This window comes from Streptomyces sp. DSM 116793, from assembly GCF_057320905.1.
In genome coordinates, this window is record NZ_CM170494.1 from 3,492,109 (window position 1) to 3,518,227 (window position 26,119).

Sequence of the window (26,119 nt, forward strand, 5' to 3'; positions counted from 1 at the left end):
GCTCCGGCCACCCCGGTGCCTGAAGGGGCGCGGGGATGGGCGCGAGCAACCCACCGCCTGCCGGTGGTCCGGCGACGACGGCAACAGCCCTTTCGCGACGGTGACGACCTGACGGGTCCCCTCGTGGCTTGTCGCGCGGTTCCCCGCGCCCCTCCGGGACGGAGCTGCGCCCCGCCGGGGGCGCGGCCTACCACGGCGAACGGCAGGTCGCCACCGGCCCGCGGGGGCGCATGCCCCGCCGGATCCGGCCCACCGGATCCGGCCCACCGGCCGCACCCGCGCCGCGGCCGGTCACCGCATACGCGTGGCCCACTCCTGAACCTTGGCTATCCGCTGCCGGAGCTGACCGGCGGTGGCCTCCGCACTGGGCGGCCCCCCACACACCCTCCGCAACTCCGTGTGGATCACCCCATGCGGCTTCCCGCTCTGGTGGACATACGCACTGACCAGCGTGTTGAGCCGCTTACGCAGCTCCATCAGCTCCTTGTGGCTGACCACGGGCCGCCGCTCGGCGGGAAGTTCGAGGAGGTCGGCCTCCTCGTCCGGCTTCTTCCGGCTGTGCGCGATCTGCCGCGCCTGCCGCTTCTGGAGCAGCAACTGCACCTGGTCCGGCTCCAGCAGCCCGGGGATGCCGAGGTAGTCCTGCTCCTCCTCGCTCCCGGGGTGCGCCTGCATGCCGAACTCGGCGCCGTCGTACAGCACCCGGTCGAAGACCGCGTCGGACTCCAGGGCCTCGAAGGGCAGCGTCTCCTGCTCCCCGGTGTCCGCGTCCTTCTCGTCCTGTTCGCGGTTGGCCTCCGCCATCTCCTTCTCGGACTCGGCGTACGGGTCCTCCTCCTCGCCGTCCTTCTTCGGCTTGTCGAGGACGTGGTCGCGTTCGACCTCCATCTCGTTCGCGAAGCCGAGCAGGTCGGGGATGGTCGGCAGGAACACCGACGCGGTCTCGCCGCGCCGCCTGGACCGTACGAAGCGGCCCACGGCCTGCGCGAAGAAGAGGGGTGTGGAGATCGTCGTCGCGTACACGCCCACCGCGAGCCGTGGCACGTCGACGCCCTCCGACACCATCCGCACCGCGACCATCCAGCGGTCGTCGCCCGCGCTGAACTCGTCGATGCGCCCCGATGCGCCGGAGTCGTCCGACAGCACGACGGTGGCCTTCTCGCCGGTGACCTCGCGGAGCAGCTTCGCGTAGGCGCGCGCGGAGTCCTGGTCGGAGGCGATGACGAGGCCGCCCGCGTCGGGAATGGCCTTGCGCACCTCGGTGAGGCGCCGGTCGGCCGCGCTCAGCACGTTCGGCATCCAGTCGCCGCGCGGGTCGAGCGCGGTGCGCCAGGCCTGCGAGACGGCGTCCTTGGTCATCGGCTCGCCGAGCCGCGCCGCGATCTCGTCGCCCGCCTTGGTGCGCCAGCGCATGTTGCCGCTGTAGCTGAGGAAGATCACCGGCCGGACCACGCCGTCCTGGAGCGCGCTGCCGTATCCGTACGTGTAGTCGGCGGCGGACCGCCGGATCCCGTCGTCGCCCTCCTCGTAGGCGACGAACGGGATGGGGTTGGTGTCGGACCTGAACGGTGTTCCGGTGAGCGCGAGCCGCCGGGTGGCGGGCTCGAACGCCTCCAGGCACGCCTCGCCCCACGACTTGGAGTCGCCGGCGTGGTGGATCTCGTCCAGGATGACGAGGGTCTTGCGCTGCTCCACGCGGTTGCGGTGCAGCATGGGCCGCACGCCCACGCCCGCGTAGGTGATGGCGATCCCGTGGTAGTCGCGGCTGAGCGGGCCCGCGCTGTACTCGGGGTCGAGCCGGATCCCGACCCGGGCGGCGGCCTCGGCCCACTGCTTCTTCAGGTGCTCGGTCGGCGCGACCACCGTCACCTGCTGGACGACGTGGTGGTGCAGCAGCCAGGACGCGAGGGTCAGCGCGAACGTCGTCTTGCCGGCTCCCGGCGTCGCCACGGCCAGGAAGTCCCGAGGCTGCTCCTTGATGTACCGGTCCATCGCCCCCTGCTGCCAGGCACGCAGCTTTCCGGCCGTACCCCAGGGCGCACGGCCGGGAAAGGCGGGAGACAGGTGGTGGGAGGAAGGGGAGGAGGTGCTGGTAGTCACGGTCTCCGGTTCGGGTCGATCGGTCGGCCAGGAACGACAACCGGGCCACCTTATCGGGCGCTCCCCCGCCCGACCCGGCCGGACGAGGCGGCCGGGGCCGGGGTGGGACGGAGGTCACAGTGAGCGCGGGAGCAACGGCCGATCACGGCTGAGGGGGCCGCGGGGGCGGCTGCGGGGGCGCGTTCGGGGGCGGCCTCGGGGGCGGTTGGGGTGCGCCTCGGGGCCGCCTGTTCGGGTGTGGCCTCGGGACCCCCGGGTACGACCTCGGGGTCGGTTGGGTGCGGCATCGGGGTCGGATCGGATGCGGCCTCAAGGTCGGTTCGGGTGTGGCCTCAAGGTCGGTTCGGGTGTGGCCTCAAGGTCGGTTCGGGTGTGGCCTCGGGGCCGGTTCGGGTGTGGCCTCGGAACCCCCGGCTCGGGGTCGTTCGGGTGCGGCCTCGGGGTCGGTTCGGATGCGGCCTCGGGATCCTTCGGGTACGCCTCGGGGTCTCTTCGGCACGCCTCCGGCCGACCCGCGAGGGCGGCCCCGCGCTCCACGCGTCGGACGTCCGCCGTACCGGGCCGCCGGAGCCGGGTGCGCGGGGGCGGGGACCGCCGGGGACCGCCGGGGACCGCCGGTGTCAGGGACGCCGGGGGCCGCTCTCCCGCAGCCGGGTGGTGACCCACGCCCCGGCCAGCGCGACGGCCGCCATCGGCAGGAACACCGCCGTGAACGCGGCGGGGTGGGAAGCGGTGGCGGCCGAGGCCCCCGTGGCCGCGGTGCCGTCGGGGGCGACCGAGCCGCCGCCGAGCGCGGCGAACGCGGCACCGCCGGCGGCGAGCAGCAGCGCGTTCGACAGCCCGTCGGAGATCTGCAGCGCCGCGGAGTTGGCACCCGCCTCGTGCGGCGCGGACAGCTTGAGCAGCAGCACGCTGGTGGACGAGATCACCAGTCCCATGCCCAGGCAGCCGACGCCCCAGGCGAGCGCCACGATCCAGACGGGCACGGCCGGGACCAGCACGCTGGGCACCACCGCGATGGCGGCCGCCACCAGCAGCATCCCGGCCGCCATCAGCCGCTCCCGGTGCGGCTGCACGCGAGGCCTGGACTGCACGTAGCTGCCCAGGGACCAGGTGACGCCGCCGAGCGCCAGGGAGAGCCCGGCGAGAGTCGGCGACAGGCCGCGCTGGGTGACCAGCATCAGCGGTACGAAGGACTCCGCCGCGATGAAGGACCCGGCCGCCACACCCCGCAGCAGCACGACGGACGGCAGGCCGCGGACCGCCCGGTACGTGCCGCGCGGCAGCAGCCCGAGCACCGAGGGCACCAGCAGCGCCGCACCCGCGGCGAGCGGCAGCAGCGAGCGCCAGGCGAGGTCCTGGGCGGCGTACTGCACCAGACCGGCCCCGAGCGAGACACCCAGCGCCAGCCGGATCCGGCGCCGGCCGGCGGCGGGGGCCGGCTTCGCGGGGGCCCGCTCGGCGGAAGCCCGCTCGGCGGAAGCCCGCTGAGCGGCGGCCGGGGGCGGCGCGACGGGTGCGGATGGCGACGCGGTCCCCACGGGGGTGGGGGCGGCGGGCGGACGGGCACCGCCCCCGGCACCGGCGGGTGGAGGGGCGCCCTCCGCACCCGCGGCGGCCACTCCCGCAGCGCCTCCGTCCCGGGCCCCGTCTCCGCCGTCGTCCCCCTTCCCGCGCGCCCGCCCGTACGCGTACTCGTCCCCGTTCCCGTTCCCGTCGCCGCCCGAGTCCGCCGGGGGCCCGCCGGCGCGGCGGCGTATCTGCGGCAGGGCGAGCGCCAGCGGAAAGACCACCAGCACGGGGATGCCGAGGAACACCCAGCGCCAGCCGAGCTGTTCGGTGACCGCGCCCGACACCAGGGGCCCCACGACGGACGGCACGACCCACCCGGCCGCGAACCCCGCCATGATCGACGGCCGCAGCCGCTCCGGATAGGCCCGCCCCACGACCACGTACAGCGCCACGATCACCAGGCCGCCGCCCAGCCCCTGGACGGCCCTGCCCAGGATGAACAGCCACATCGAGCCGGCCGTGCCGGCCACCACGAGCCCCGCCGCGAAGGCCCCGATGCCGGTGCCGAGCGGCGCGAGCGGCCCCCGCCCGTCGGCCCACTGCCCGGCCAGGACCATGCCGAACAGGCTGGTCGTGAAGAACGCGGAGAAGCCGAAGGCGTAGAGCGAGAGGCCGTGCAGCTCACGGGCGGCGACGGGCATGGCGGTGCCGACGGCGGTCGCCTCGAAGGCGATCACCAGGACGACGGAGACGATCCCGAGGCTGAGCGGGAGGTACGGGCCGCTCAGCACACCGGGGCCGCCGGCCGTTCCGTCCCCGGCCGCCACCCCGGCCCCGGCACGGGCTTCGCTCCCACGGGCTTCGCTCCCGGCGTCGGCACAGGCCTCGGCCCCGGCGTCGGCGTCGGCGTCGGCGTCGGCCCCGGCATCGCGTGGTTCAAGGGCGCTCATGCGGCCACTGTAAGGGGCATGACTGACATAGGCCCCTGTCAGCAGCAGGAGCACGGGTGGTCCTTTGGTCGTACGCCGGGGGCGCGCCCGCGCACGGCCTGCGGACACCCCACCCCACGTCCATCCCGTACGCGCCGTCCGCGGACCGTCCCGCAGGCGCCGCGGCGCGGACCGCCTCCGTGCCGGTCAGAACGCGGACGCGGGCCCGGCGCAACAGGGTTCGCGCCGCAGTCGTCTGCCCACCTCCAGCCAGTCCGTGGGCTCCCCGGCGCGCTCCGCGGCGCGGCGCCGCGCCGCGGCGGGAGCGGCCGCCGCCACCAGGTCCGCCGGCCGGTGGACGACGCCGTCGCGCATCACCCACGCCGTGCGGACCAGGTCGTCGAAGCGGTGGAACGGGTCGCCGTCGACCACCGTCAGGTCGGCGAGCTTGCCCGGCTCCAGTGTGCCGAGGTCGTCGCCGGCGCCGAAGAGCCGCGCGGGCACGGCCGTCGCGGTGCGCAGCACCTGGGCGACGGAGAGGCCCCCGTACCGGTGCAGCGCGCGCAGCGCCAGGTGGAGGTGGAGCCCGATGGGGGTCAGGGGCGCGTCGGTGCCCAGCGCGACCGTGCCGCCGTCGGCGAGGATCCTCCGGTACACCGCCACTTCCCGGCGCACCGCGAGAAGCGCGGCCGCGGACGGCGGTTGCGCCGCGTACTGCTCGACGAGGGCGGCGTCCCAGGGCGGCATCAGCGCGGTGATCCGGGGGTCGCGCGCCAGCGCGGGGTCGGCGCCGAGCAGCGCCAGCGCCGTGAACGGCGTGATGACGATCGCGAAGTCGCCGCCCCGGTAGGTCTCGTGGACGTCCTGGTAGGAGTGGCCCGTCGGGGAGTACGCGCGGCCGTACTCCGAGCGCTGGGTGGCCTGGAGGTGCGTGGTCAGGTCCTGTCCGACGCCGGCGCCCGGGGACAGGAGGTGGCTGCCGGCGGGGACGCCGAGCCGTTCGTGCGCGGTGCGGGCGGCCTCCCGCATGATCCAGGCGGGGGCGCGCACATAGGTCTTGACGAAGTCGTGGCCGAGCGCCACCGCACGGTCGAGGGTGCGCCGGACGCCGTCCGCGGTGCGGTGCGCCCGGCCCATGCTGTAGGCGACCCTGCTGCCGTCGATCAGCTCGCCGGTGGCGAAGAGGCGGGGCCCGGCCGTCCGGCCCGCCGCCACGGACTCCCTGAGCCGGACGCCCTCGTGGGCGAACCCGCCGAGCGAGGCGTTGCTGGTGATCCCGTAGGCCAGCATCAGGCTGGTCTGCCGGCCGCCGTAGGTGGCCTGCCAGGGGTGGGTGTGGGCGTCCCACAGGCCCGGGATGACGGTGGCCCCGGAGGCGTCGATCAGCCGCTCGCCCGGGTGCCGCGGGCTCGTCGGGCCCGACGTGTGCGGGCCGTCCGGCCGGGGTGATCCGTCCGACCGATGCGGCCCGTCCGACCGGTGCGGCCCGTCCGGCCGGTGCGGCTCCACGGCCACGATGCGGTGGCCCGCGATGACGATGTCGACGTCCGTGCGGACCTGCTCGCCGGTGCCGTCCCAGAACCGCCCGGCGTGCACCCGGGTGACGTCGGACGGGGGCGGCGCGGCGCGGGCGTACCGGAGAGGCACGCTGATGGAGCGCGCCCCGGTACCGTCGCGCGCCACGAGCCGCAGCCGGCCGGACGCCGCGTAAAGAAGGTGCCGCCCGTCGCCGGACCAGGAGGGATGGTCGGCGGCCTCGTCGGTGATCCGCACCGGTGCGCCGGCAGGGGCGCCCTGCGGTGAGACGGGCAGCACCCACAGGGCGGACTCCATGATGAACGCCATGGCGGTGCCGTCCGGGGACCAGACGGGCCCGGAGTTGCCGCGGTCGGACAGCGACGCGTGCGGCAGGGGCTGGTGGACGGATGCGGCTCCGGTGGCGGTGTCCACCACCCGGATGACGTTGTAGCCCTCGCGGAAGCGGTGGTTGAGGCGGTTGCGGTCGCTGAACGCGAGGAAGCGGCCGTCCGGGGACCAGCTCGGCCGCCCCGGGAGGCCGTTCGCGCCCAGCGGGGCGACGACCGTCTTCTCCTCTCCGGTGGAGAGGTCCTTGACGAGGAGGTTGCCTGTGGTGTCGTGGCAGGCCAGCTTGGTGCCGTCCGGGGAGAGGACGGGGTTGAGGCGGCCACCGCTCGCAAGCTGTTCGTCCGTGCCGTCGTGGAGCCAGTGGCGGCGGACGCGGGTCAGGCCGTCGCCGCCGTCCTGGCGGCCCCGGCCCCCGACTCCGCCCGCGTCTCCCTCTCCGGCTCCCGCTGTCTCTCCGGCTCCCGCTGTCTTTCCGGCTCCCGCTGTCTCTACGACTCCCGCTGTGTCTCCGGCTCCCGCTGTGTGTCCGACTCCGTCTCCGTCTCCGTCTCCGTCGTAGGCGTAGACGACGCTGCGGCCGTCCGGCGCCCAGGACGGCATCTGGACGTAGGCGGTGGGGGCCGCCCGCACCAGGGCGCGGGGGCGTCCGCCGATGGGCAGCAGCCAGAGCGTGTTGAGGGCGACGAAGGCGACGGAGCGGCCGTCGGGCGAGAGGACGGGCAGGTGCACGCCCCGCACCGGCCGGTCCGCCGTGGAGTCGAAGTCGTACCGCTTCCTCCGGTACCGCGGCCGGGGCACGTCCAGCGAGGCCGTGAACGGGATGGTCTCCGGCTGGCCGGCGGAAGCGACGCGGTGGAGGGGGGCCGGGTGGTCCTTGTGGTCCTGGGAACCGATGTGGACCTGGGGAACCAGGTGGGCCGGGGAATCCGTGTGCACCTGGGAATCCAGGTGGGCCGGGGAATCCGTGGCGGGGGAATCCACGCGGCCCTGGTTGTCCGGGTGGCCCGGCCCGTCGGGACCGCCCGAACGCCCTTCCCGGCGCTGACGATCCGGGCGGGGCTGAGGATCGGGGCGGCGGGCGCGGACGTGGCCGTCGGAGACATAGAGGAGCGTGCCGTCGGCGGTCCAGCTCGGCGGCTGGGGTGAGACGTCCTCGCCGTCGGTGACCGGCGTCCCGTCGACCATCAGCGTGGCGGCGGCCGAGTTCGTCCCCTCGGCGGCGTCGGCGACGTGGACGTAGGCGACCCGGCCGTCCGTGCTCACCGCGGGCCCGACGAGGGTGCCGCTGCGCACGGTCCGCTCGACGGTGACGGGACCGCCGGCGGCGGGGACCGAGGCGAGCGTCCGGCCGCCCTGGTCGTCGGCACGGACGAACAGCACCTTGCTGCCGTCCGGGTGCCAGGCGGGGTCGTGGTCCTCCATGCCCGCGTCGTCGGTGAGGCGGGCCGGCCGGCCGGTGCGCACGTCCACCGTCCAGATGCGGTAACGGGAGCCGGCCGCCGGGTCCCCGCCGCGCTCCGAGGCGAACGCGAGCCGCCGGCCGTCCGGGGACCAGGACACGCCCCGGTCGTCCCAGGGACCGGAGGTCAGCTGCCGGAGGCCGGAGCCGTCCGGCGCCATCGTCCACAGGTGGAAGCCGCCGTCCTGATAGGCGCAGACGGCGACCAGGGAACCGTCCGGCGAGAAGGCCACCCGGGCGGGATCCAGGTCGGGCCCGGTCAACGCGGTGGCCGTGCCGCCCTCGCGCGGCACGCCCCACAGCACGCCCTGCACCTCGACGATCAGCCGGTCGCCGCGAGGGGAGACGGTGACGGAGGAGTTGGTCCCCTCCCTGAACACCAGCCTCCGCACGGGGCCGGCCCCGGCGCCCTCGCCCTCCGCAGCCGGTGCCCCGACGGGAACTCTCCGCCGCACGGCCCCGGGCAGCCCGGCCACACCGGCACCGGCCAGCCCCGCTCTCAGCACACCTCGACGCGGCAAACCGCTGGGGAAGGGGATCATAGAGGGACGATATGGGTGCGAGTGCCGTACGACTCCGGAACACGACGGGCGCGCCGGGGCACGCGGGGGCGCGCGGTTGGGTAACGCCTAGCGGGACAACGGGACGCACGCCCTGGCCCCGGCCCCTCCCAGCCCCTCGCGGCCCCCCGGGCCCGCTCGGGGACACTTCCCTCGGGGACACCCCGCTGGGGGCACCCCTTGTGAACGCCATATGGCAGTCACATTGCGGCCCCGCCCCGAACCTTGAGCACCCGCCGAACGCCTCGTACCGTCGAAGCCGTTCAAGCGAGCTTGGCCGTGTGCCCGAGTGGCTTAGGGACTCGTCTGCAAAGCGAGTTACGCGGGTTCGATTCCCGCCACGGCCTCCACCGCACCGCTCCGCCGGTCCCGCACTCCTTCCGTTCTCCCCCCGGCGGAGACCGGCCTCGTCTCTCCCCCCGGCGGAGACCGGCCTCGTCCAGGGCGACACAGCGCAGCCATGGCTCAGACATGGCGCAGCCAAAGCGGAAGCTAAGGTTCCGCGAGGTCAACCTCACTGGAAACTCCCAGCAAAAGATCACAAACATGGTTGCAATGCTCTGGGTCGGAGGATGTGTACTCATAGGGGGCATGCGCACGCGCGTTAGAGTGACGGCTGTTCCTGAGGACAGGAACAGTGACCGCGGTGCAGAGAGAAGGCAACAATGGCAGTCAGTCGTCGTCAGTTTTCCGTGCTGGGTGCCGGAGTGGCAGCAGCAACCACACTCGCCGGAGTCACGTCCGCCCAGGCGGCACCTCGTCGGCGCAAGCCCGCGGTGCGCAATGTCGTACTCGTACACGGTGCCTATGCGGACGGCTCTTCCTGGGGGAAGGTGATCCCCCTGCTGCAGGCGGCGGGAATGAACGTCACCGCGGTGCAGAACCCGCTCACTTCTCTCGCCGACGATGTCGCCGCCACGAAGTTCGCGCTGGCTCGGCAGGACGGGCCGACGATCCTGGTCGCGCACTCCTACGGAGGCACCGTCATCTCCGAGGTCGGGCTCGCCCCGAACGTCGCCGGGCTCGTCTACGTCGCCGCCCGCGCCCCGGAGGCCGGCGAGGATTTCGCCGCGCTCTCCGCGAAGTTCCCCACCCCGCCGGTCACCTCCGGGATCGTCACCTCGGGCGGCTTCAAGTTCATAAGCCAGCAGGCGTTCCTCGAGGACTTCGCCAACGGCGTACCCACCAAGGAGGCCCTTGTGCTCTTCGCGGCACAGGGACTGCTCTCGACCGCGCCGCCCACGACGAGCGTCGCCGCGTGGCACCAGAAGCCGTCCTGGTACGCGGTCTCGAAGAACGACCGCACCATCAATCCCGACCTCGAACGTTTCATGGCGAAGCGCATGAACGCCACGACCATCGAGGTCGACGCCGGCCACCTGTCCCTGGTGACGCACCCGAAGACGATCGCCGGACTCATTCTGGACGCCGCGGAAAACAGCTGACACACGCCGGCCGCGGATTCACCGGCCCGATCCACCGCCCCGGACCCTGTGACGGGACCTGACCCGAGCCGCCGTGCTCAGGCGCTCCCGCGTGGATACACCCCATAGGTACGGCCGAACCCCACGTAGACGGCGGTGCGCCGATCGCGGGCCATGACGGCGTCGAACTCGTCCCAGTCCGGGTGCTCACCGCCACCGGCGGCCCGGTAGACGTCGCGCAGCAGCCGGTGAACATCCTCCGCCGGCACGCCGGGGTGCTGGTCGTCGGGACCGACGAGTGTCGCGTTGCCCTCGACGGCCAGCCACCGCGGACCGTCGCGGAAGACCACGACGGCGCGCGGGTCCCGCCGCAGGTGCCGGAGTTTCACCGCACCGCCCATCGCCACCAGCCCGACGGCCGGCTCCCCGGTGACGGGGTGCACGACGGGCCCGGCGTTCACCACGGTGGAGTGAGGCATGCCGGAGGCCCGAACGGTCGTCACGACAGCAAGCCCCCCGGAGCCCGCCACCAGCCCCTCAACCACCGCCACCACACCATCGCCCGCCTGCCGCGCCATCCGAACCACTCCTCACATCGACAACTCCGCCCCATCGTGCCCCGCGCGAGGCGGAGAGGTCCCCTTCCCACGCCCAGCGGGAACCCGGCGCCGACCGGGAACCGCCGCCCACAGGAGCCGTACGACTCCGGCTAGCCGGCCGGCTTCGCTCCCTACCGGGCAGTGTCCCGACTATCCGATTCCGGAACTGTCGCCGGGAGCTTGGCTTCGTCAGCGCAACTCAACACATCGGCGAGACGACGCGAAATGGAATTGAGCACCGTCATCATATCCCTGCTCGCCGGTGATTCCCTGACCTGATCGACCATGCCCGAAACTCCTGCACCTATGAAATGGGTCAGACCACCTTTACCTTTCATCGTGCACTGGAAATACAATGTGGCGGTCGAATTGCGCTCCGTTGCGGCGTAAACCCCCAACGGGTAGCGTCGCACCGCACGATCACTCCGCTTCGAATCTGCATCGGGATGATCATCCGCAGCCAGGAAGAATATGTCCATTAGGGGCTGACCGCTACCATCGCCGTCTTTATAGATGGTGCATTTGTTCATCTCTTCGGAACCTTCCCGCAGATAACGGGCAGCCCGCGACAGAGAAAACTCAAGCGGATTCCCACTGCCATCTTTCCCGGTCAGCTCAGAGAATCTATCGCTTCCGGCGATACGGCGAAGGGCGGCGGACGCGCCGCTATCCAACGCGCCGTCGCAAACCTTTTCCGCCGAGACTCCTGAGGGCTCTTCCTCCTTGTTGTCCGAGCATGCGGAAACGGTAGCGAAGAGGAGCGCCGAACCTACCACACCACCCCAGCAGCGCCATGGACGGCGCAGACTGTCAGAACCACGAACGGTCACTCGCTTCACCCTCCTTCAGTCGGAGCGATTCCACTTTCGTCATCCTCATCGGATCCCAAAGATCTGTAGTATTCGTTGATATCGCTGATCTCCTGTACACGGTTCTCCACCCTGCCTCCATGGGCAATGTACTGATCCATATACATGACATAGCTCTTACCGATGTCGTTGACACCTTTTCCATAGAACTGCCTGCTTGTCAGCTGAGCAGCCTCCGTAGGTTTCTTCTCTCGATCATCAACGCCCTTTTCGATCTCTTGACCGATAAACGTATTCATCGCTTCACCTGCGGCATCACTCACAACCGGCGCCACGGCAAACCCGGCGAACGTCGAACCCGGCAGCGGAATCGCGGCGATTCCCGCCCCAACGGCCGTTCCCACGCCCAACTTGACCCACTCAGCCGACCTTCCCAGAGACTTGTTACCCTTCTCCGTATTTTCGCCATAATCTGCGGCGGCCTGCTCCACGCGCGCATGATCGAGAATGCCGCGCGCCTGCGCCTCCACGATCAGAGCAGATTTTCCATGTTGGTAGCCCTGCTCGCTGGTAGGCGGAGAAGCGTCCAGGACGCTGAGCGTGTAAAGGTGCTGAGCGGATGTCACGATCTGGTGCGACGTCTCGTTCTTCCCCAGAGCACTGAGAAGATCGATGACTCCCTGGTTAGTAAACTGCGCTCGCCCCGGGTATCTGGCCGAGAAATCAGATGCACTCTGCCCAGAGTCACCCATACCGGACAGGTAAAAATCGATGTCATCGATATATGCGGCAGTGGACTTTCCTAGGCTGTCAGCCAGTTCGGGCTGCTGTTGAAGCAGCTTCGCCCCGTCACCGCTTCCGTAAAGGTGGGCGACCTGTTCCATGACTCCAGCCGTAGCCGCGGTGCGGCGATCCGTGCTCCCCGGAACGACTGCGTCCTTGTGCCCTGCGAAGGAGGCGTCGTAGGCATAACCCGTAGTGGCGGCTTCGAGTGCGTGGCCGAGAGCGTCTCTTCCTGCCACGAACTTGCCGTTCTCACCCACTCCTGTGTCAGCCACCCAATGTCGTTCCCTGACAAGGTACTCAAGGTGATCGTTGACCTCTGAGTCCTTGTTCACGGCGCCATGCGTGCCGTTCGGGGAGGCGAAGAAGTCTGTGGATGCCTCGGGGTTGTGGCCCAGGGCCTGGAGGAAGCCCGTCATGGGGTCGCGGCCCTGGTCGTCGTGGCCCCAGTAGTTGAGGCGTGACTGGTTCGTGCCGTTGACCCAGAAGTTCAGGCCCTCGCTTCCGTTGTGGTCCTTGTCGAAGGCGATGAGTCGGTCGCCATAGGACGTGAGGAACTGGTCGTCGTAGTCGCCGAAGCGCATCAGATTGCTCATGATCTGGAAGCCGTACGGGTCGCCGGCATCGTCGATGCCAAGGCGCCGTGAGCTGAGGGAGACCATCGTGTGCTCCCAGGACCGCATGGCGGCGCTGTCGGAGCGGGTGGCGGTCCCAAGGGTGGTTCCGAGGCTCTTCTGCAGGGACTTGGCCAGGGCGTCGCTCACCGGAGAGGAGCCCGGCAGGCCGGGGGCGGCCACGGCGGCCCAGAAGTCGAGGGCGCGTTTCGGCCCGACACCTTCCGCGAAACGCTCGGCGAAGAGTGGGTCCGTGTCGTACCTGGCCAGTGTCCGGTTGAGCTCGTCGAGCTGCGTACCGGTCAGGTCGTGCGGATCCTTCCTGAGCAGCTTCGCCATCTTCTCCGCGGCCTTGATGGCCTTCACCGCCGAGTCGCGGTCCTTGTAATCGGCGTCCGAGAAACCGTACGTCGCCTGGTCGACGATGAGGCGCAGGGCTTCGGCCGCCGTCTTGTCGCTGTCGGTCGCGTCCCTGAGGATTCCCTGGATCTCGTCACGGATGTCATCGACGTCCTGGTGACCGTGCTCGGAGGCATGAGGAGCGTCGGCTGTTCTCTCAGTGACCGTGAACGTGCCGTGGCCGGTGTCCGTCACCTTGAGGTGCTTCTGATGGGCTCGCTCGATTGCCGCGTTGAGCCGGCGCCGGTAACCGACCAGTTCGTCGTACGTGTCGCGGAGGATCCTGACAATCGTGTGGGCCTGGGTGTGGGCGTCCGCGAACTCGCCTGCGGTCTTGTCGATGAACTCCCGAGTCACCTGGGAGTTGAGGCCGGCCCAGTTCGCCCTGTGCGCCTTGCCCTTGAGATTGCGGTCGGCATCGTCGCTCAGCGTCTTGAGCTTCTTCACCATCTGCTCCCAGTCGGTGATGGCGTCGTCGAGTTTCGATAAGTTGGCGAACCGGAGCGCGTCGAGGTCCATGAATTCCCTGTCCGTCGTCAGGCCGGTTCGGACCGGCGTCTTGGCCGTGTCCGTCCGCACCTGGCTCTTGTTGCGTATGTTCCCGGCTCACATCGGCCGTCGGCGGAACGCCGTGGTGACCGCTATGGCGACCGCCAGGAAGGCCGCGATGCCGATGGCGAGCCATAGGAGGGGGAAGGCGGGGTTGTCCGCGGTCGACGAGGTGCCGGGGGCCTCGTGCTTGTACTGGTGGCCGGTGTCTTCCGGGGCTTCCGCGCCCGTGTCGCCCGGGTGCGGGGACGCGGAGGCCGCAGAGGCCGCGGCGGGGAGGTCGGGGAGTGGGTGGGCCCTGTTCCCGCCGGAGGCCGCCGTGCCGGTCCGGAGCGCGGGTTCCGACTCCGGTCCCCGCATGCCGGCGTCGGTACCGTCGGATCCCGAGGCGATCACGGGGACCGAGACGTCCTCGCCCTTGTGCGTCTCCCCCACCCGATCGGCCCCCATGGCATCCACGTACCCCTGCCCGTCCCGGGTCGGCTCGGCACGCACCGGTGCCGTGCAGGCGCAGACCAGCAGCAGTCCCAGCGCCATCGACACGACCGCTCGCCGAAGGGCACTTCGGGTACCGCTGGTGCGCATGGGGAGTCCTCTCGCGTTCCAGGTCCTCGGGCTGGTCGACAAGCCGCGCTTCACGTTCCGCCGCCCGGCGCTCTGACAATGTCCGAAACACCACTGTGTCGCCGTGGTGCGAGCACCGGGGCCGACGTGCCGTCAGCGCTCTGCGGCCGGTCGGGCGGGCCAGCGCGAGCCCGGTCCTCCGGTCCGTGGCGGACGCTCTCCACGGGGGCGATCGCATCAGGCACCGGTGGAAACACCGGCCTCTCCCGCCTGTCCGTCCGGGCGGCGGAGAGCCGGGAGGCCTGTCCCGGCTTGCGCGTCTCCACCGCGACCTCCGGTCGGACCGCCTCCCCACGGGCCGCCTCCAGACGCGCCGCCCCCAGACGGACCGCCTCCATCCCGGCGGGCAGGGCACCGCCCCGCCGTCTCCACGCGGGCGCGTGCCACGCGGTCGCGGATGTCCACGTCGATGTGGTGCCGGAACCTCGTCAACGAGGTCAGATCGCCGGCGCGGTCGCCGGCCGCCCGCCCGGCGGCCCCGCCCACCGAGGCGCATGCATTCCTTGAGGCCATGGTCTCTCCCCCGTGCAGAACCAAGGGTCAACTCTAGTTACGGAGAAAGACCGAAGCGGCACTCTCTGCAACTATGCGAGCCCCGCGGCTCATATCCCGCCATCCCTGCGGGGAACCGGGGCGCCGGGAACGGGAGCGCCGGGAACCCGAGCGCCGGAGGGCGCGTCCCGTCCACGGCCCGTAACCGCGGACGCGGACGCGGAGGCGGACGCGGCCTCACGTCCCGCTCGTGACCACCGCCGCCTGCGGCCGGATCGGCAGGCGGTTGACGGGCCGGCCGGTCGCCGCGCGGACCGCCGCGGCGACCGCCGCGGGGGACGTCACCACCGGGACCGCGCTCACCGCCTTCGCGCCGAAGGGGGCGACCACGTCGCGTTCCTCGACGAGTTTGACGATGCGGATCGCGGGCGCGTCGAGGGCCGTCGGGAGGGCATAGCCGGTGAGGTCGGGGTGGCGGACCAGGCCGCGGGGCGTGCGGAGGTTCTCGGTGAGGGCCGCACCGACGCCCTGCGTGACGCCCGCCTCGATGCGGGCGGCGAGCCGGGCGGGGTTGAGGACCCGGCCGACGTCCTGGGCGACGGCCAGCTCCACGACCCGCACGGAGCCGATCTCTATGTCGACGTCGACGACCGCGCGGATCGCGCAGAAGGCGAGGCCCACGAAGGCGTCGCCCTGGCCCGTCTCGTCCAGGGGCTCGGTCGGGTGCGGACGGCACTGGGCCGTCGCCCACAGCTCCTTGCCGTCCATGGCCTCCTCGACGGTCGTCGACAGCACGCCGTCGTACGACGTGATCTTGCCGTCGGCGATCTGCAGCAGCTCCGTGGACATGCCGAACTTGTGCGCCAGCGGCTGGAGGAGCTGGGTGCGGACCATCTTCGCGGCGCGCTCCACCGCGCCGCCGGAGACCCATGTGTGCCGGCCGCGGCAGCCGGGGCCCGCGGGCGGCTGGTCGGTGTCGACGGGGACGACATGCACCTCGTCGAGCCCCAGCGTCTCCTGGACGATCTGCCGGGCCAGCGTCGCGAAGCCCTGGCCGGTCTCGACGGCGGCGCAGATGACGGTGCCGACGCCGTCCTGCACCTTCACGGTGGCCGTGGAGACCTCGTCGGCGCCCTCCGCTCCCAGCATGTGCACCATGCCGAGGCCGTAGCCCACGCCGCGCCGCACGGCGCCCGGCTCGCCCGCGCCCTCGGGGCCGCCGGGCAGCAGCCACTCGTCCTCGGGCGAGTCCTTGGGCAGCGGCGGCAGCGGGGCCTCGCGGACGGCGGTGAGCAGTTCGGCGACGGGCGCGGGGCAGGTCACGGCCTGCCCGGTGGGCAGCAGGTCGCCGGTCGACATCACGTTGCGCATCCGCAGCTCGGCCGGGTCCAGGTCGAGCTTCCTGGCGAGCTTGTCCATCTGCGCCTCGTACGCGGCGCACACCTGCATGGCGCCCTCGCCGCGGACGTGCCCGGAGGGGGGGTTGTTGGTGCGCACCGCCCAGCCCTCGATGAACGCGTTGGGGACGACGTAGGGGCCGCACGCGAACGAGACGGCGGCGGCGAGCGCGTCCGAGGAGGTGTCGGCGTAGGCGCCGGCGTCCAGCAGGATCTGCGCCTCGACCTTCACGAGACGGCCCTCGGCGTCGGCGTGGTGCCGGTAGCGCAGCAGGGTGGGGTGGCGGTGGGCGTGCCCGAGGAAGGACTCCTCGCGGGTGGCGGTGAGCTTCACCGGGCAGCCGGTCTTCAGGGCGAGCAGCCCGAGCGGGAGCTGGAAGCCGGGGTCCTCGCGGTCCGCGGTGGCGCCGGGCACGCCCGTGACGACGACCTTGACGTTCTCGGGGGCGAGGCCGTAGCAGGCGGCGGCGCGGTCGCGGTCGCCGTGCGGGTCGGTGGAGGCGACGTACAGCTCCACGCCGCCGTCGGGCCTGGGCACCGCGAGGCCCGCCTCCGCGCCGATCGGCGCCGGGTCCTGGCGGCCGATCCGGTACAGGCCCTCCACCACGATCTCGCCGGCCGCGTCGGGGTCGCCGTGCCGCAGCGGGATGTGCCGGATCAGATTGCCGTCGGGGTGCAGGGGTTCGGCCTCGAAGGCCTGCTCGGGGTCGGTGACCGGGTCGAGCACCTCGTACTCGACGATGACGGCCGCGGCGGCCATCCGGGCGGTGTCGGGGTGATCGGCGGCGACCGCGGCGATCGGCTCGCCGTGGTGGCGCACCACCTCGGAGGCGAAGACCGGACGGTCCGGGGTGCCCCTGCCGTAGGTGCCGGTGCCGGGCACGTCCTCGTGCGTGAGGACGGCGCGGACGCCGGGCATCGCGCGCGCGTGCGTGGTGTCGACGGAGAGGATCCGGGCGTGCGGGTGCGGCGAGCGCAGCACCGCCGCCCAGAGCAGGCCCTCGGCCCACAGGTCGGCCGCGTACGGGAAGGTGCCCTCGGTCTTGGCGCGGGCGTCCTCGGCCTGCAGCGAGGCGCCCAGGCCGTGCGGCTGGGAGTACCGCCCGGCGGTGGCCGGGGAAGGCTCGGCCCGCGGCGGCGGGGTGGTCGTCGCGCTGGTCGCGGTGGCGGCGCCTTCGTTGCTCACGCCCGGCCTCCGTCGTCTTCGTAACCGTCGTCTTCGTAGGTGGCGCCCTCGTAGCCGGTGCCGTCGTACGCGGCCGGGGTGCCGGGGGCGTACGCCGCGGCATGCACGCCGCCCGCGCCGGGCCCGGCCTGGTGCGGGATGCGGGGGCCGTCCGCCTCGCCGTCCTGGTGCTCGCCGTCGTGCTCGTCGTGCTCGTCGTGTTCCACGGGCCTGCGCTCGCCGACGACCCGGCGGACCGCGTCCAGGACGCCGCGGTAGCCGGAGCAGCGGCACAGGTTGCCGCTGAGCGCCTGACGGGCCTCCAGCTCCGTCGGGTCGGGGTTGCCCTCCAGGAGGTCGTGCACGGTCATCGCCATGCCGGGCACGCAGAAGCCGCACTGCACGGCGCCGCAGTCGGCGAGCGCCCGCTGCACGTCGGAGGGCCGCCCGTGCTCGGCGAGGCCCTCGACGGTGCGCACCTCGCTGCCCGCGGTGGTCGCCGCGGGCACCAGACAGGACGCCACCAGGCGGCCGTCCACCTGGACGTTGCACGCCCCGCACTCGCCCTGCGAGCAGCCGTCCTTGGCACCCGCGAGGCCGAGCCGCTCGCGCAGCACGTACAGCAGCGACTCGCCGATCCAGGCTCCGGTGACGGGCCGGTCGGTGCCGTTGACGCGCAGCACGTAGGAGCTGAGGGGGTGTTCGTCCGGCCCGAACGCGGGCGTGCGGCCCGGCTCCTCCTCGGTGCCGTCCGCCACGTCCGGGAGCCCGCCGTCCGCGACGTCGGGGAGCCCCGCCGCGGGGGTGTCGTCCGGGGCGGTGCCGGCGTCGGGCGCGGCGCCCCCGGCCGGCGCACCGGCGCCGGGCGCGGACACGCGGCCGTGTGCGGGGGCGCCGTCCTGCGTGGGGGCCTCGTCCTGGGCGGACGGCCCGTGCGGCGCGGCGCCGGGGGTGTCGTCCCGGGCTCCTGAGGGGTCGTCCTGGGGGGACTCCGTGGCGGGCGCCTCATCGGAGGACGGTTCTGAACCGTCGTCCTGGGACGCCGGTTCGGGCCCCGCGGGGCCTCCGGGGCCGGCCGTGGGACCGGTACCGCCCGCACCGGCGGCGGCCTCCTGGGAGGCCTGGTCCGGAACGTGCCCCAGGGAAGCGTCCTCCTGACCGTGACCGTGCTCCCAGGGAGCGTCCTCCGGACCCCGCCCCCAGGGCGCGTCCTGCGAACCGTGCGCCATGGACGCGTCCTGCGAACCGTGCGCCCTGGGGGCGTCTTCCGAACCGTGCGCCCTGGGAGGGTGCTCCGGACCGTGCTCCCTGGGGTGGTCTCCCGGCCCCTGCTCCATGGCCGCCTCGTCCGGCAACGGCTCCTGCACGCGCGCGTCCTGGAGCGGTCTCCTGGAGCGGGCGGCGCGGGTGCTCCGTGGGGCGGCTTCGAAGGCGGCCTGCCCGGCGCCCGCCGTGGGCTCGGGCGCATCCGGGCGAAGGGTCGCCTCCGTCGGCGGGGGGCCGACGAAGATGGCCTCGTCGTCGGTGTCCTGCGCCTCCGGGGCGGGCGTGCCCGGCTGCTGCCCGGCCGCGTTCCCCGGAAAGCGGTCCTGCGGGGCGGCCGGGGCCGCCGGCGCACCCGGATGGCCGTCCGCGCCGTCCGGGGCGCCCGGGTGGCCGCCCGCGGTCTCGTCGCCCGGGGTGCCGGTGCCGTGCGCGCCGGTGCCGTGGTCGTGCCCCGGGGCCTGGCCCGTTCCGGGGGCCTGGCCGGGAACAGCGAGAGCCCCCGGGTGGCCGGTGGCGCCCGGAGGCGCGGCGGGCCCGCCCCCGGCTGCCCCGCCGAGCCCCTGGGAGGCGCCGACGGGACCCATCGGGCCCATGGGCCCCATGGGGTCCACCGGTCCCATCGGGCCCGCGGCGGCCACGTCGGGAGCCTCCGTGAGGTCCATGCCCGCACGGGCCGCGTCGGCCGCCTCCGGATACTCCGGACCGCCCGGACCGACCGGACCGCCCGGCGCGAACACCTGTGTGCCGTACGGGTCGTGGGGCCCGGGAGCGCCCGGACCATGCGGCCCGGAGGCATGCGGATCATGCGGGCCCGGGGCGTGCGCCTCACGGGGGCCGTGAGCGTGAGGGTCGTGCGGGCCTGGGGCGTGCGGGTCACCGGGGCCCTGGGCGTGCGGGTCCTGCGCCGCGCCGTGCTGCGGCTCCTCGGGCCGCGGCTGCCTGAGCGGCCGCCGGTTCTGGCGCTGCTGTTCCTGGAGTTGCCGCAGGCCCTGGGGCTGCCGGAAGCCGTGCGCCGGGTCCGGGGACGGCCCGCCGGGCCCCTGGGGGGCGGCGTCGCGGGAGACGTCGGGGTCGAGCACCGGGCCGGGCTGGGCGTGCGCCTGCTGGGCACGGACCTGCTCCTGGCGTGCCCGCCGCTCACGGTCGAGCTGCTGCCGGGCCTGGTCCTCCAGGTCCGGCCAGTACTCCTGTGCCGCCTCGGCCTGCCCGGGCACCCCGGCGGCGTGCTGGAACAGCGCGGAAACCTGCGGGGCCTGACCGGAGGTGTGCCGCACCTGACCAGGAGACTGCGGGTCCTGACCGGGGGCGTGCGGGACCTGACCGGCGCCCGACGGGGACTGGCCGAGGCCGCCCTGAGCCGGGGCCCCGTGAACCTGCTCGGCGCCCATGCCCTCCGGACCGGCATCCATCGCCGTCCGGCCCACGGACGGCCCCGCCCGGCCCGCGCCCTGCTGAGCCGGACCGGCAGCCTGCCCGGGGCCGCTCTGGCCCTGTCCCGTTCCCTGCTGAGCCTGGTCAACGCCCCGCTGAGGCCGGTCCGCGTCCCGCGGGGAGTGCTCCGCGTCCTGCTGACCCTGATCGGCGGCCTGCCGGCCCTGCTCCTCAGTCCGCTGCGACCGGGCCGCGGCCCGCTGGGCCCGGACGCCCTGGCGCATCCGCTCCGCGGGCGACGGCGCGTCCCAGGGCCGGCCGGCGTCCGCGCCGGTCGCCCAGGGGGCCGTGGCCCCGCCGGGGAGGGTCGCCGGGGGCGTGCCGCCGCCCCACTGCGCGGCGAGCACCGAGGTGGTGAACTCCCCCGACTCGTCGGGCAGATCGCCCTGGGCGACGGGAATGGACCACTGCCCGGTGACATCCGAGGCGGCGCCCTCGGTACCGCCCTCCTCGGCGCTCCGCCCGGCCGCCTCCGGCTCGTCGGCGAAGTGCCACGGCCCGCCGGTGCCCGCGGGAGCGGCGGGACCGCCGCCGGGCGCGGAACCGGCCTGGGGGGACCCCGGCGGGACGGACCCGGGCGGGGCGTGCCCGGTCATGCCGGGGTCGTAGCCGTAGGGGTCCTGGTAGGACTCGACGGAACCGTGCTCCCCGGGGTGCTGGTGCGTGTCGTGCGCCCCCATGGCGTTGGGGTCGGGCCACTGCACCGTCTGCGGTGCGGTACCGGCGCCTGAGGTCTCCTGCGGCACCGTGCCGTGGCCGCCGGGCACGCCCCACGCGTCCGGGCCGGCCGGGTCGGTGGGCTCGGCGCCGGGTGTGGCCGCTATCTGCGGCGGTACGTAGCCGTGGCCGGGGGCGGCGAGCGGGGTGCCCGTGGCGGGGTCGTAGTCGGCCATGCCCTCCGGGAGCTGGACGAAGGCCGTGGCGTCGGCGTCGTACTCGCCCTGCGGGATGGGCTGCCAGCCGTGTGTGCCGGATTGGCCGGCGCCTTGCTGCTCGTCGGTCATGACAGCGCCCTCCCCAGTGCTCGTCGGGCCAGCGCGGCGACGGTGCGCCGCAGGTGCAGGACGCCGGGCGGCAGTTGCTGGGGGGTGCCGTCCTCGGCGGGGGCGGGGTCCGGGATGCAGGCCGCGGCGACGTACTCGCCGAACGCGGTCAGTGCCTCGGGCACGACCGTGCGGCCGCCGTCCCAGTCGATGAGGGAGGCGATCCACTGCTCGGCCTCCAGCGGCCGCAGCGGCATCGGCGCGACGGCGCCGACGGCGCACCGCACCCCGCGGCGCGCCGGGTCGAGCACCAGTGCCACGGACGCGAGGGCGCGGCCGGGTCCGGTGCGGCCCGTCGCCTTCAGGAAGACCTGCGGGGCGTGCAGCAGCGGGACGCGTACGTAGCCGATCAGTTCGCCGCCGCGCAGCAGGTCCATGCCGGCGAGCAGGTGCGAGACGGGCATCTCGCGACGGGCGCCGTCGGGGCCCGCGATGATCAGGGTGGCCTCCAGCGCGGCCAGCACGGGCAGGGTGTCGCCGGTGGCGGCGGAGGAGGCGATGTTCCCGCCGAGGGTGCCGGCGTTGCGGATCTGCGGCGGCCCCGCGGCTCGTGCGGCGGCGGCCAGCGCGGGGATGAGGGCGGCGAAGTCGGGGCGTCCGATGCGCGCGTGGGTGAGGCCGGCGCCGAGCAGGGCGTGCCCGTCGAGGTACTGCCAGCCGCGGATCTCGCTGATCCTGTTGAGGCCGACCAGCGCGGCGGGCCGCAGCAGTCCGGCGTTGACCGCGGCCATCAGGTCCGTACCGCCCGCCACGGGCACGGCGGCGGGCATGGCGGCGAGCGCTGCCACGGCCTCGTCCAGCGTGACAGGCAGATTCACCGTCGGTGCTGTCTGCGCCACCTGCGGTGCGTGCGTGGTCAAACCGGCTGCCCCTTCCCGCTGTCCCGCCTGATCCACCTGCGCCGTACGGTACGTGCTGTCGGGCCGGACGTGGCAACTCTGGCACATCTTCCCGGACCCTCGGCGCATGGGTCCGCTAGGAGGCGTTCCTCCCGTAAGCGGTGAGATGGGCTGTTTTCCCATATCCTCGGCGGTCAGGGGCGATTGCCGGTCTTCGACGGGCGGCGCCTGAATTCTCCCACGCGCTCGCCGGCCCGCCCGCGCTCCGCCCGGCGCGCCCCGCGTCCGGCGGGCCCACCGGCGCGGGGCGGGCGGGGGCGGTCAGGGATCCGGTGGCCGGCTCACACGTTCGGGGGCGCTCCCTCGATCGGGCGTCCGAGGCTGCCCGTCATCCCCTCGGGGACGGGGCGGCGCTGCCAGGGCAGGGGTCCTGTGGGCGGGCGGTAGTGCACACCGAGCGCGTCAAGGCGCCGGTAGTGCGCCCCCATGCGCCGTTCGAAGTCGGCCATGTCCCGTTCCGCGGGCGCGGGCAGCCGGCTCCAGGCCACCTCGGCGAACGCGGCGAGCCGGGGGAACGTCTGGTAGTCCACGCGGTCCTGGTTCTCCATCACCTCGGTCCAGACGTTCGCCTGCGCGCCCAGGACGTGCCGCGCCTCGCCGGGGGTGAGCTGGGGCGGCACCGGCTCGAAGCGGTAGACGTCCTGGAGCGTGCGGACGTACCCGATGGGCATCGGCTCGTCCGGTCCCGCGTCCTGCCGGTGGTCCAGGTACACCTGCTGCTCGGGGCACATGACGACGTCGTGCCCGGCCCGTGCTGCGGTGATGCCGCCGGCGTAGCCGCGCCAGGAGGAGACCGCGGCACCCGGCGCCAGGCCGCCTTCGAGGATCTCGTCCCAGCCGATGAGGCGCCGCCCGCGGTCGGTCAGCCAGCGGTCGAAGTGCCGGATGAACCAGGACTGCAACTCGTCCTCGCCGGTGAGCCCCAGCTCCCGCATCCGGGCCTGGGCGGCGGGCGAGGCGCGCCACTGGTCCTTCACGCACTCGTCCCCGCCCACGTGCACGAACGGCGAGAGCGGCGCCGCGTCCGCCGGGAACAGCTCCAGGACCTCCTCGAACACGCCCTCGTAGAAGCGGAGGACGTCCTCGGTGGGGGCCAGCACGTTCGGGTTGACGCCCCAGGTGTCCCAGACGGCGAGCGCGGCGGTGTCGACGACGTCGGTGTTGCCGAGCCACGGGTAGGCGGCTATGGCCGCCTGTGAGTGGCCGGGGATGTCTATCTCGGGGACGACGCTGACGTGCCGCTCCGCGGCGTAGGCGACGATCTCGCGGATGTCGTCCTGGGTGTAGAAGCCGCCGTGCGGGCGCTCGTCCCAGAGCGGTGAGGAGCGGTGGCCGAATTTCGTGCGGGCGCGCCAGGAGCCGGTTTCGGTCAGTTTCGGGTGGCGCTTGATCTCGATGCGCCAGCCCTGGTCGTCGGTGAGGTGGAAGTGCAGGACGTTGAGCTTGTGGGCGGCGAGCAGGTCGAGGTAGCGCAGGACGCCGTCCTTGGGGAGGAAGTGCCGGGCCACGTCCAGCATCAGTCCCCGCCAGGCGAACCGGGGCGCGTCCTCGATGACCACCATGGGCACCGGCCACTGCCGGCCCGGCTCGATGGGCGCGCGCCGGAAGGCGGCCGGACCGAGCAGTTGCCGGAACGTCTGGGCGCCCCAGAAGAGCCCGGCCGGGCCGCCGCCGTCGATCCGGACGGCGTAGCCGTCCACGATGATGCGGTACGCCTCGGGCGCCAGATGGCCGTCGGTGCGCAGCACGATGCCGTTGTCGCCGGTGCCGTCGGCCAGCGGCAGGCCGGTGGCGGCGCCGACGGTGCCGCGCAGCCAGCGCGCGGTGGCCTCGGTGCCGGGCAGCGCCGTGAGGACCGTCTCGCCGTCGAGCAGGAAGCGGCCCTGGCCCGGCGGCACCCACCAGGCCCGCCGGGGAGCCGGAATCAGAGTTTCGAACGCCATGCGTTGCTCCTGTCGACTTGGGCGGGAGGGGCACGCGCCCCGGTGGCCGGGGCGGCCGGGGCGGTGCCGGCCGCCCGGACCACCGGGGCGCGGGGACAGTGGGATATACGGTCGGACCCCTGGCGGGTTTCAGTCCTTCACCGCGCCGCCGAGGCCGGAGACCAGCCGCCGCTGGACGAGGACGAAGAAGACCAGCACCGGGACGGTCATCACGGTCGACGCGGCCATGATGCCGCCCCAGTCGTTCTCGTCGGGCTTGAAGAACGCCAGCAGTGCCATCGGGAGCGTGGACTGCGACGTGTCGCTGATGATGAAGGACTTGGCGAACAGGAAGTCGTTCCAGGCGGAGATGAACGAGAACACGCTGGTGGCCACGAGACCGGGCAGCACCAGCGGGAAGAGTATCCGCCACAGAAAGCGCGCCCGGCTCGCCCCGTCGATGTAGGCGGCCTCTTCCAGCGCGTCGGGCACGGCCTTCACAAAGCCCCGCAGCATCCAGATCGCAAACGGCAGCGAGAAGGCGAGATGCGGCAGGATCAGCGAACCCAGGGTGTTGAGCTGACCGAAGTCACGCATCAGGAAGAACAGCGGAATGGTGAGGGCTTCCACCGGCACCATCTGGGCGATGAGGAACATCACCAGGAGCGTGGTGCGGAACCGGAACCTGAAGCGGGTCACGGCGGTCGCGGCGAGAAAGGCGATGAGCGCGGAGAGCACCACCACACTGCCCGCCACCACGCAGCTGTTGAGGAAATACCGGCCGAATTCGTGCTGCTCGAAGACCCGCCGGAAGGAGTCCGGCGAGGGTGAGAGCGTCCAGGGCCGCGGATGGGCGGACTCGATCTCACCGGCCGGTTTCAGCGCGGAGAGCACCATCCAGTAGAGCGGGAAGGCCACCACAGCGGCGGCGAGCAGTGCCGTAACATCCGCGGCCAGCCGCCAGGGCCGCCGGAAGATCCCCCGTATGCCGCGCACCGCGCTCACCGCGCTCACCACTCCCCTCCGGGCCGCCGCCCCTGCCGCCGCAGCAACCGCAGGTAGACCAGCGTGACCGCGAGCAGGACCAGCAGCATGACGACGCCGATGGCCGACCCCAGGCCGTACTCGGACGATGCGAATGCCTTCTGGTAGGCGTAGACGTTGAGCACCAGGTTCTGCCCCGCGATTCCGCCGCCATTCGTCATCACATAGATCTGGGTGAAGACCTTGAAGTCCCAGATGACCGACTGGATGGTGACCACCACGAGAATCGGCCGGAGCACGGGCGCGAGCACCGACCGCCAGATCCGCAGCTGTGACGCGCCGTCGAGTGCGGCGGCCTCCAGGATGTCCCCCGGCACCGCCTTGATGCCCGCGAAGACGGTCACCATCACAAAAGGAAAGGAGCACCAGACGACTTCGAGCAGGACCAGCGTGAAAGCGCTGTAGCGCCCATAGGTCCAGGAATGGCCACCGAGTCCGAGCACCTTGTCGACCGGGCCGAAATCGGGATCGAAAAGGAATACCCAGACCGTGGATCCGGTGATGGCGGGGGTGGCCCAGGCGCCGAGGGCCGCCAGCATCAGCGCCATCCTGGGCACCGCCCGCACCCGGGTGAGCAGCACCGCGAACGCGCAGCCCACCAGCAGGGTGCAGACCACGCAGGCGGCGGCGAACAGTACGGTGGCGGCCAGCACCTGCCAGAACTGGTCGTCGCCGAACAGGTCCGCGTAGTTGCCGAAGCCTTTGAAGGACGTCGGCCGGCCGCCGCTGACCTGGGCCTGGGTGTAGTCCAGGAACGAGATCAGGCCGAGTTGGTAGACGGGGTAGACCAGCAGCCCGGCGAGCACGACCAGGGCCGGGGCGAGGTAGAGCCAGGGCGTCCAGCCGCCCTGGCGCCCCGCCGGGCCGCTCCGGGCGGACGGCCGCCCTGGGTGGCGTTCGGCACGGCGCGCGGCACGGCGTTCGGCACGGCGCGCGGCACGGCGTTCGGTATGGCGCGCGGCACGTCGCGCGCCGGGGCGCGCGGGCGGGGCAGCGGGCGGGGGCGCAGGCGCCGGCCGCTCGGCGGTCGGCTGTGCCGGGGCGCCGTCGGCCGGGCGCATCGCGGGGTTGGCCGGGCGCGTTCCGGGATCGGCCGGGCGCATCGCGGGATCGGCCGGGCGTCCTGTGGCAACCGGTCGTCCTGTGGCGTCGGCGGGTTGTCCTGTGGCATCGGCCGGTCGTCCTGTGGCATCGGCCGGTCGTCCTGTGGCGTCGGTCGGTGGTGTCATGGCG

Annotated in this window: 14 protein-coding genes and 1 tRNA gene; 2 read left to right on the plus strand and 13 right to left on the minus strand. The window is 73.0% G+C overall.

Going from position 1 to position 26,119, the window contains the following annotated elements; translation table 11 throughout:
- Positions 1–291: 291 nt before the first annotated feature.
- The 3 genes from ACSMXW_RS13630 to ACSMXW_RS13640 form a co-directional block, all read right to left on the minus strand.
- Positions 292–2,100: a DEAD/DEAH box helicase gene (locus tag ACSMXW_RS13630; protein ID WP_485806492.1), complete on the minus strand. Its 1,809-nt coding sequence runs from the start codon at positions 2,098–2,100 to the stop codon at positions 292–294.
- A gap of 620 nt (positions 2,101–2,720) precedes the next feature.
- Positions 2,721–4,562 carry an MFS transporter gene (locus ACSMXW_RS13635; protein ID WP_485806494.1) on the minus strand — a complete coding sequence of 614 codons (1,842 nt, stop codon included), beginning with the start codon at positions 4,560–4,562 and terminating at the stop codon, positions 2,721–2,723.
- Positions 4,563–4,748: 186 nt separating this feature from the next.
- Positions 4,749–8,246, minus strand: a complete 3,498-nt coding sequence (locus tag ACSMXW_RS13640) for an amidohydrolase family protein (protein WP_485806495.1) — start codon at positions 8,244–8,246, stop codon at positions 4,749–4,751.
- Positions 8,247–8,701: 455 nt separating this feature from the next.
- Between ACSMXW_RS13640 and ACSMXW_RS13645 the strand changes: the two genes are divergently transcribed.
- Both ACSMXW_RS13645 and ACSMXW_RS13650 read left to right on the plus strand, forming a co-directional pair.
- Positions 8,702–8,776 (plus strand) — tRNA-Cys (locus tag ACSMXW_RS13645).
- Positions 8,777–9,133: 357 nt separating this feature from the next.
- Positions 9,134–9,871, plus strand: coding sequence for an alpha/beta fold hydrolase (locus ACSMXW_RS13650; RefSeq protein ID WP_485806497.1), 738 nt, complete (start codon positions 9,134–9,136; stop codon positions 9,869–9,871).
- Positions 9,872–9,948: 77 nt separating this feature from the next.
- Here the strand turns inward: ACSMXW_RS13650 and ACSMXW_RS13655 are convergent, their stop codons facing one another.
- The 10 genes from ACSMXW_RS13655 to ACSMXW_RS13700 form a co-directional block, all read right to left on the minus strand.
- Complete coding sequence (locus ACSMXW_RS13655) at positions 9,949–10,428, minus strand: pyridoxamine 5'-phosphate oxidase family protein (RefSeq protein WP_485806499.1); 480 nt, start codon at positions 10,426–10,428, stop codon at positions 9,949–9,951.
- Between the two features lie 152 nt (positions 10,429–10,580).
- The gene (locus ACSMXW_RS13660) at positions 10,581–11,279 is read right to left on the minus strand and encodes a hypothetical protein (protein WP_485806500.1); all 699 of its coding nucleotides are present in this window, start codon (positions 11,277–11,279) and stop codon (positions 10,581–10,583) included.
- 5 nt (positions 11,280–11,284) lie between these two features.
- Positions 11,285–13,633, minus strand: a complete 2,349-nt coding sequence (locus tag ACSMXW_RS13665; RefSeq protein ID WP_485806502.1) for a DUF6571 family protein — start codon at positions 13,631–13,633, stop codon at positions 11,285–11,287.
- 27 nt (positions 13,634–13,660) lie between these two features.
- On the minus strand, positions 13,661–14,188 hold the full coding sequence (locus ACSMXW_RS13670) for a hypothetical protein (RefSeq protein ID WP_485806504.1): 528 nt from the start codon (positions 14,186–14,188) through the stop codon (positions 13,661–13,663).
- Between the two features lie 768 nt (positions 14,189–14,956).
- On the minus strand, positions 14,957–17,302 hold the full coding sequence (locus tag ACSMXW_RS13675) for a xanthine dehydrogenase family protein molybdopterin-binding subunit (protein WP_485806505.1): 2,346 nt from the start codon (positions 17,300–17,302) through the stop codon (positions 14,957–14,959).
- On the minus strand, positions 17,299–20,982 hold the full coding sequence (locus ACSMXW_RS13680; RefSeq protein WP_485806507.1) for a 2Fe-2S iron-sulfur cluster-binding protein: 3,684 nt from the start codon (positions 20,980–20,982) through the stop codon (positions 17,299–17,301). Before ACSMXW_RS13680 ends, ACSMXW_RS13675 begins: the two co-directional genes overlap by 4 nt.
- Positions 20,979–21,881 carry an FAD binding domain-containing protein gene (locus tag ACSMXW_RS13685; protein ID WP_485806509.1) on the minus strand — a complete coding sequence of 301 codons (903 nt, stop codon included), beginning with the start codon at positions 21,879–21,881 and terminating at the stop codon, positions 20,979–20,981. The genes ACSMXW_RS13680 and ACSMXW_RS13685 overlap by 4 nt, the downstream gene beginning before the upstream one ends.
- 320 nt (positions 21,882–22,201) lie before the next feature.
- Positions 22,202–23,863, minus strand: coding sequence for a beta-N-acetylhexosaminidase (locus ACSMXW_RS13690; protein WP_485806510.1), 1,662 nt, complete (start codon positions 23,861–23,863; stop codon positions 22,202–22,204).
- A gap of 129 nt (positions 23,864–23,992) precedes the next feature.
- The gene (locus ACSMXW_RS13695) at positions 23,993–24,859 is read right to left on the minus strand and encodes a carbohydrate ABC transporter permease (RefSeq protein ID WP_485806512.1); all 867 of its coding nucleotides are present in this window, start codon (positions 24,857–24,859) and stop codon (positions 23,993–23,995) included.
- On the minus strand, positions 24,853–25,947 hold the full coding sequence (locus ACSMXW_RS13700; protein WP_485808007.1) for a carbohydrate ABC transporter permease: 1,095 nt from the start codon (positions 25,945–25,947) through the stop codon (positions 24,853–24,855). The genes ACSMXW_RS13695 and ACSMXW_RS13700 overlap by 7 nt, the downstream gene beginning before the upstream one ends.
- Positions 25,948–26,119 lie beyond the last annotated feature (172 nt).

Excerpts from the sequence above, each read along its gene's own strand:
- ACSMXW_RS13635 (WP_485806494.1), bottom strand. The coding sequence starts at position 4,562 with ATGAGCGCCCTTGAACCACGCGATGCCGGGGCCGACGCCGACGCCGAC.
- ACSMXW_RS13655 (WP_485806499.1), bottom strand. The coding sequence starts at position 10,428 with ATGGCGCGGCAGGCGGGCGATGGTGTGGTGGCGGTGGTTGAGGGGCTG.
- ACSMXW_RS13670 (WP_485806504.1), bottom strand. The coding sequence starts at position 14,188 with ATGCGCACCAGCGGTACCCGAAGTGCCCTTCGGCGAGCGGTCGTGTCG.
- ACSMXW_RS13680 (WP_485806507.1), bottom strand. The coding sequence starts at position 20,982 with ATGACCGACGAGCAGCAAGGCGCCGGCCAATCCGGCACACACGGCTGG.
- ACSMXW_RS13690 (WP_485806510.1), bottom strand. The coding sequence starts at position 23,863 with ATGGCGTTCGAAACTCTGATTCCGGCTCCCCGGCGGGCCTGGTGGGTG.
- ACSMXW_RS13700 (WP_485808007.1), bottom strand. The coding sequence starts at position 25,947 with ATGCGCCCGGCCGACGGCGCCCCGGCACAGCCGACCGCCGAGCGGCCG.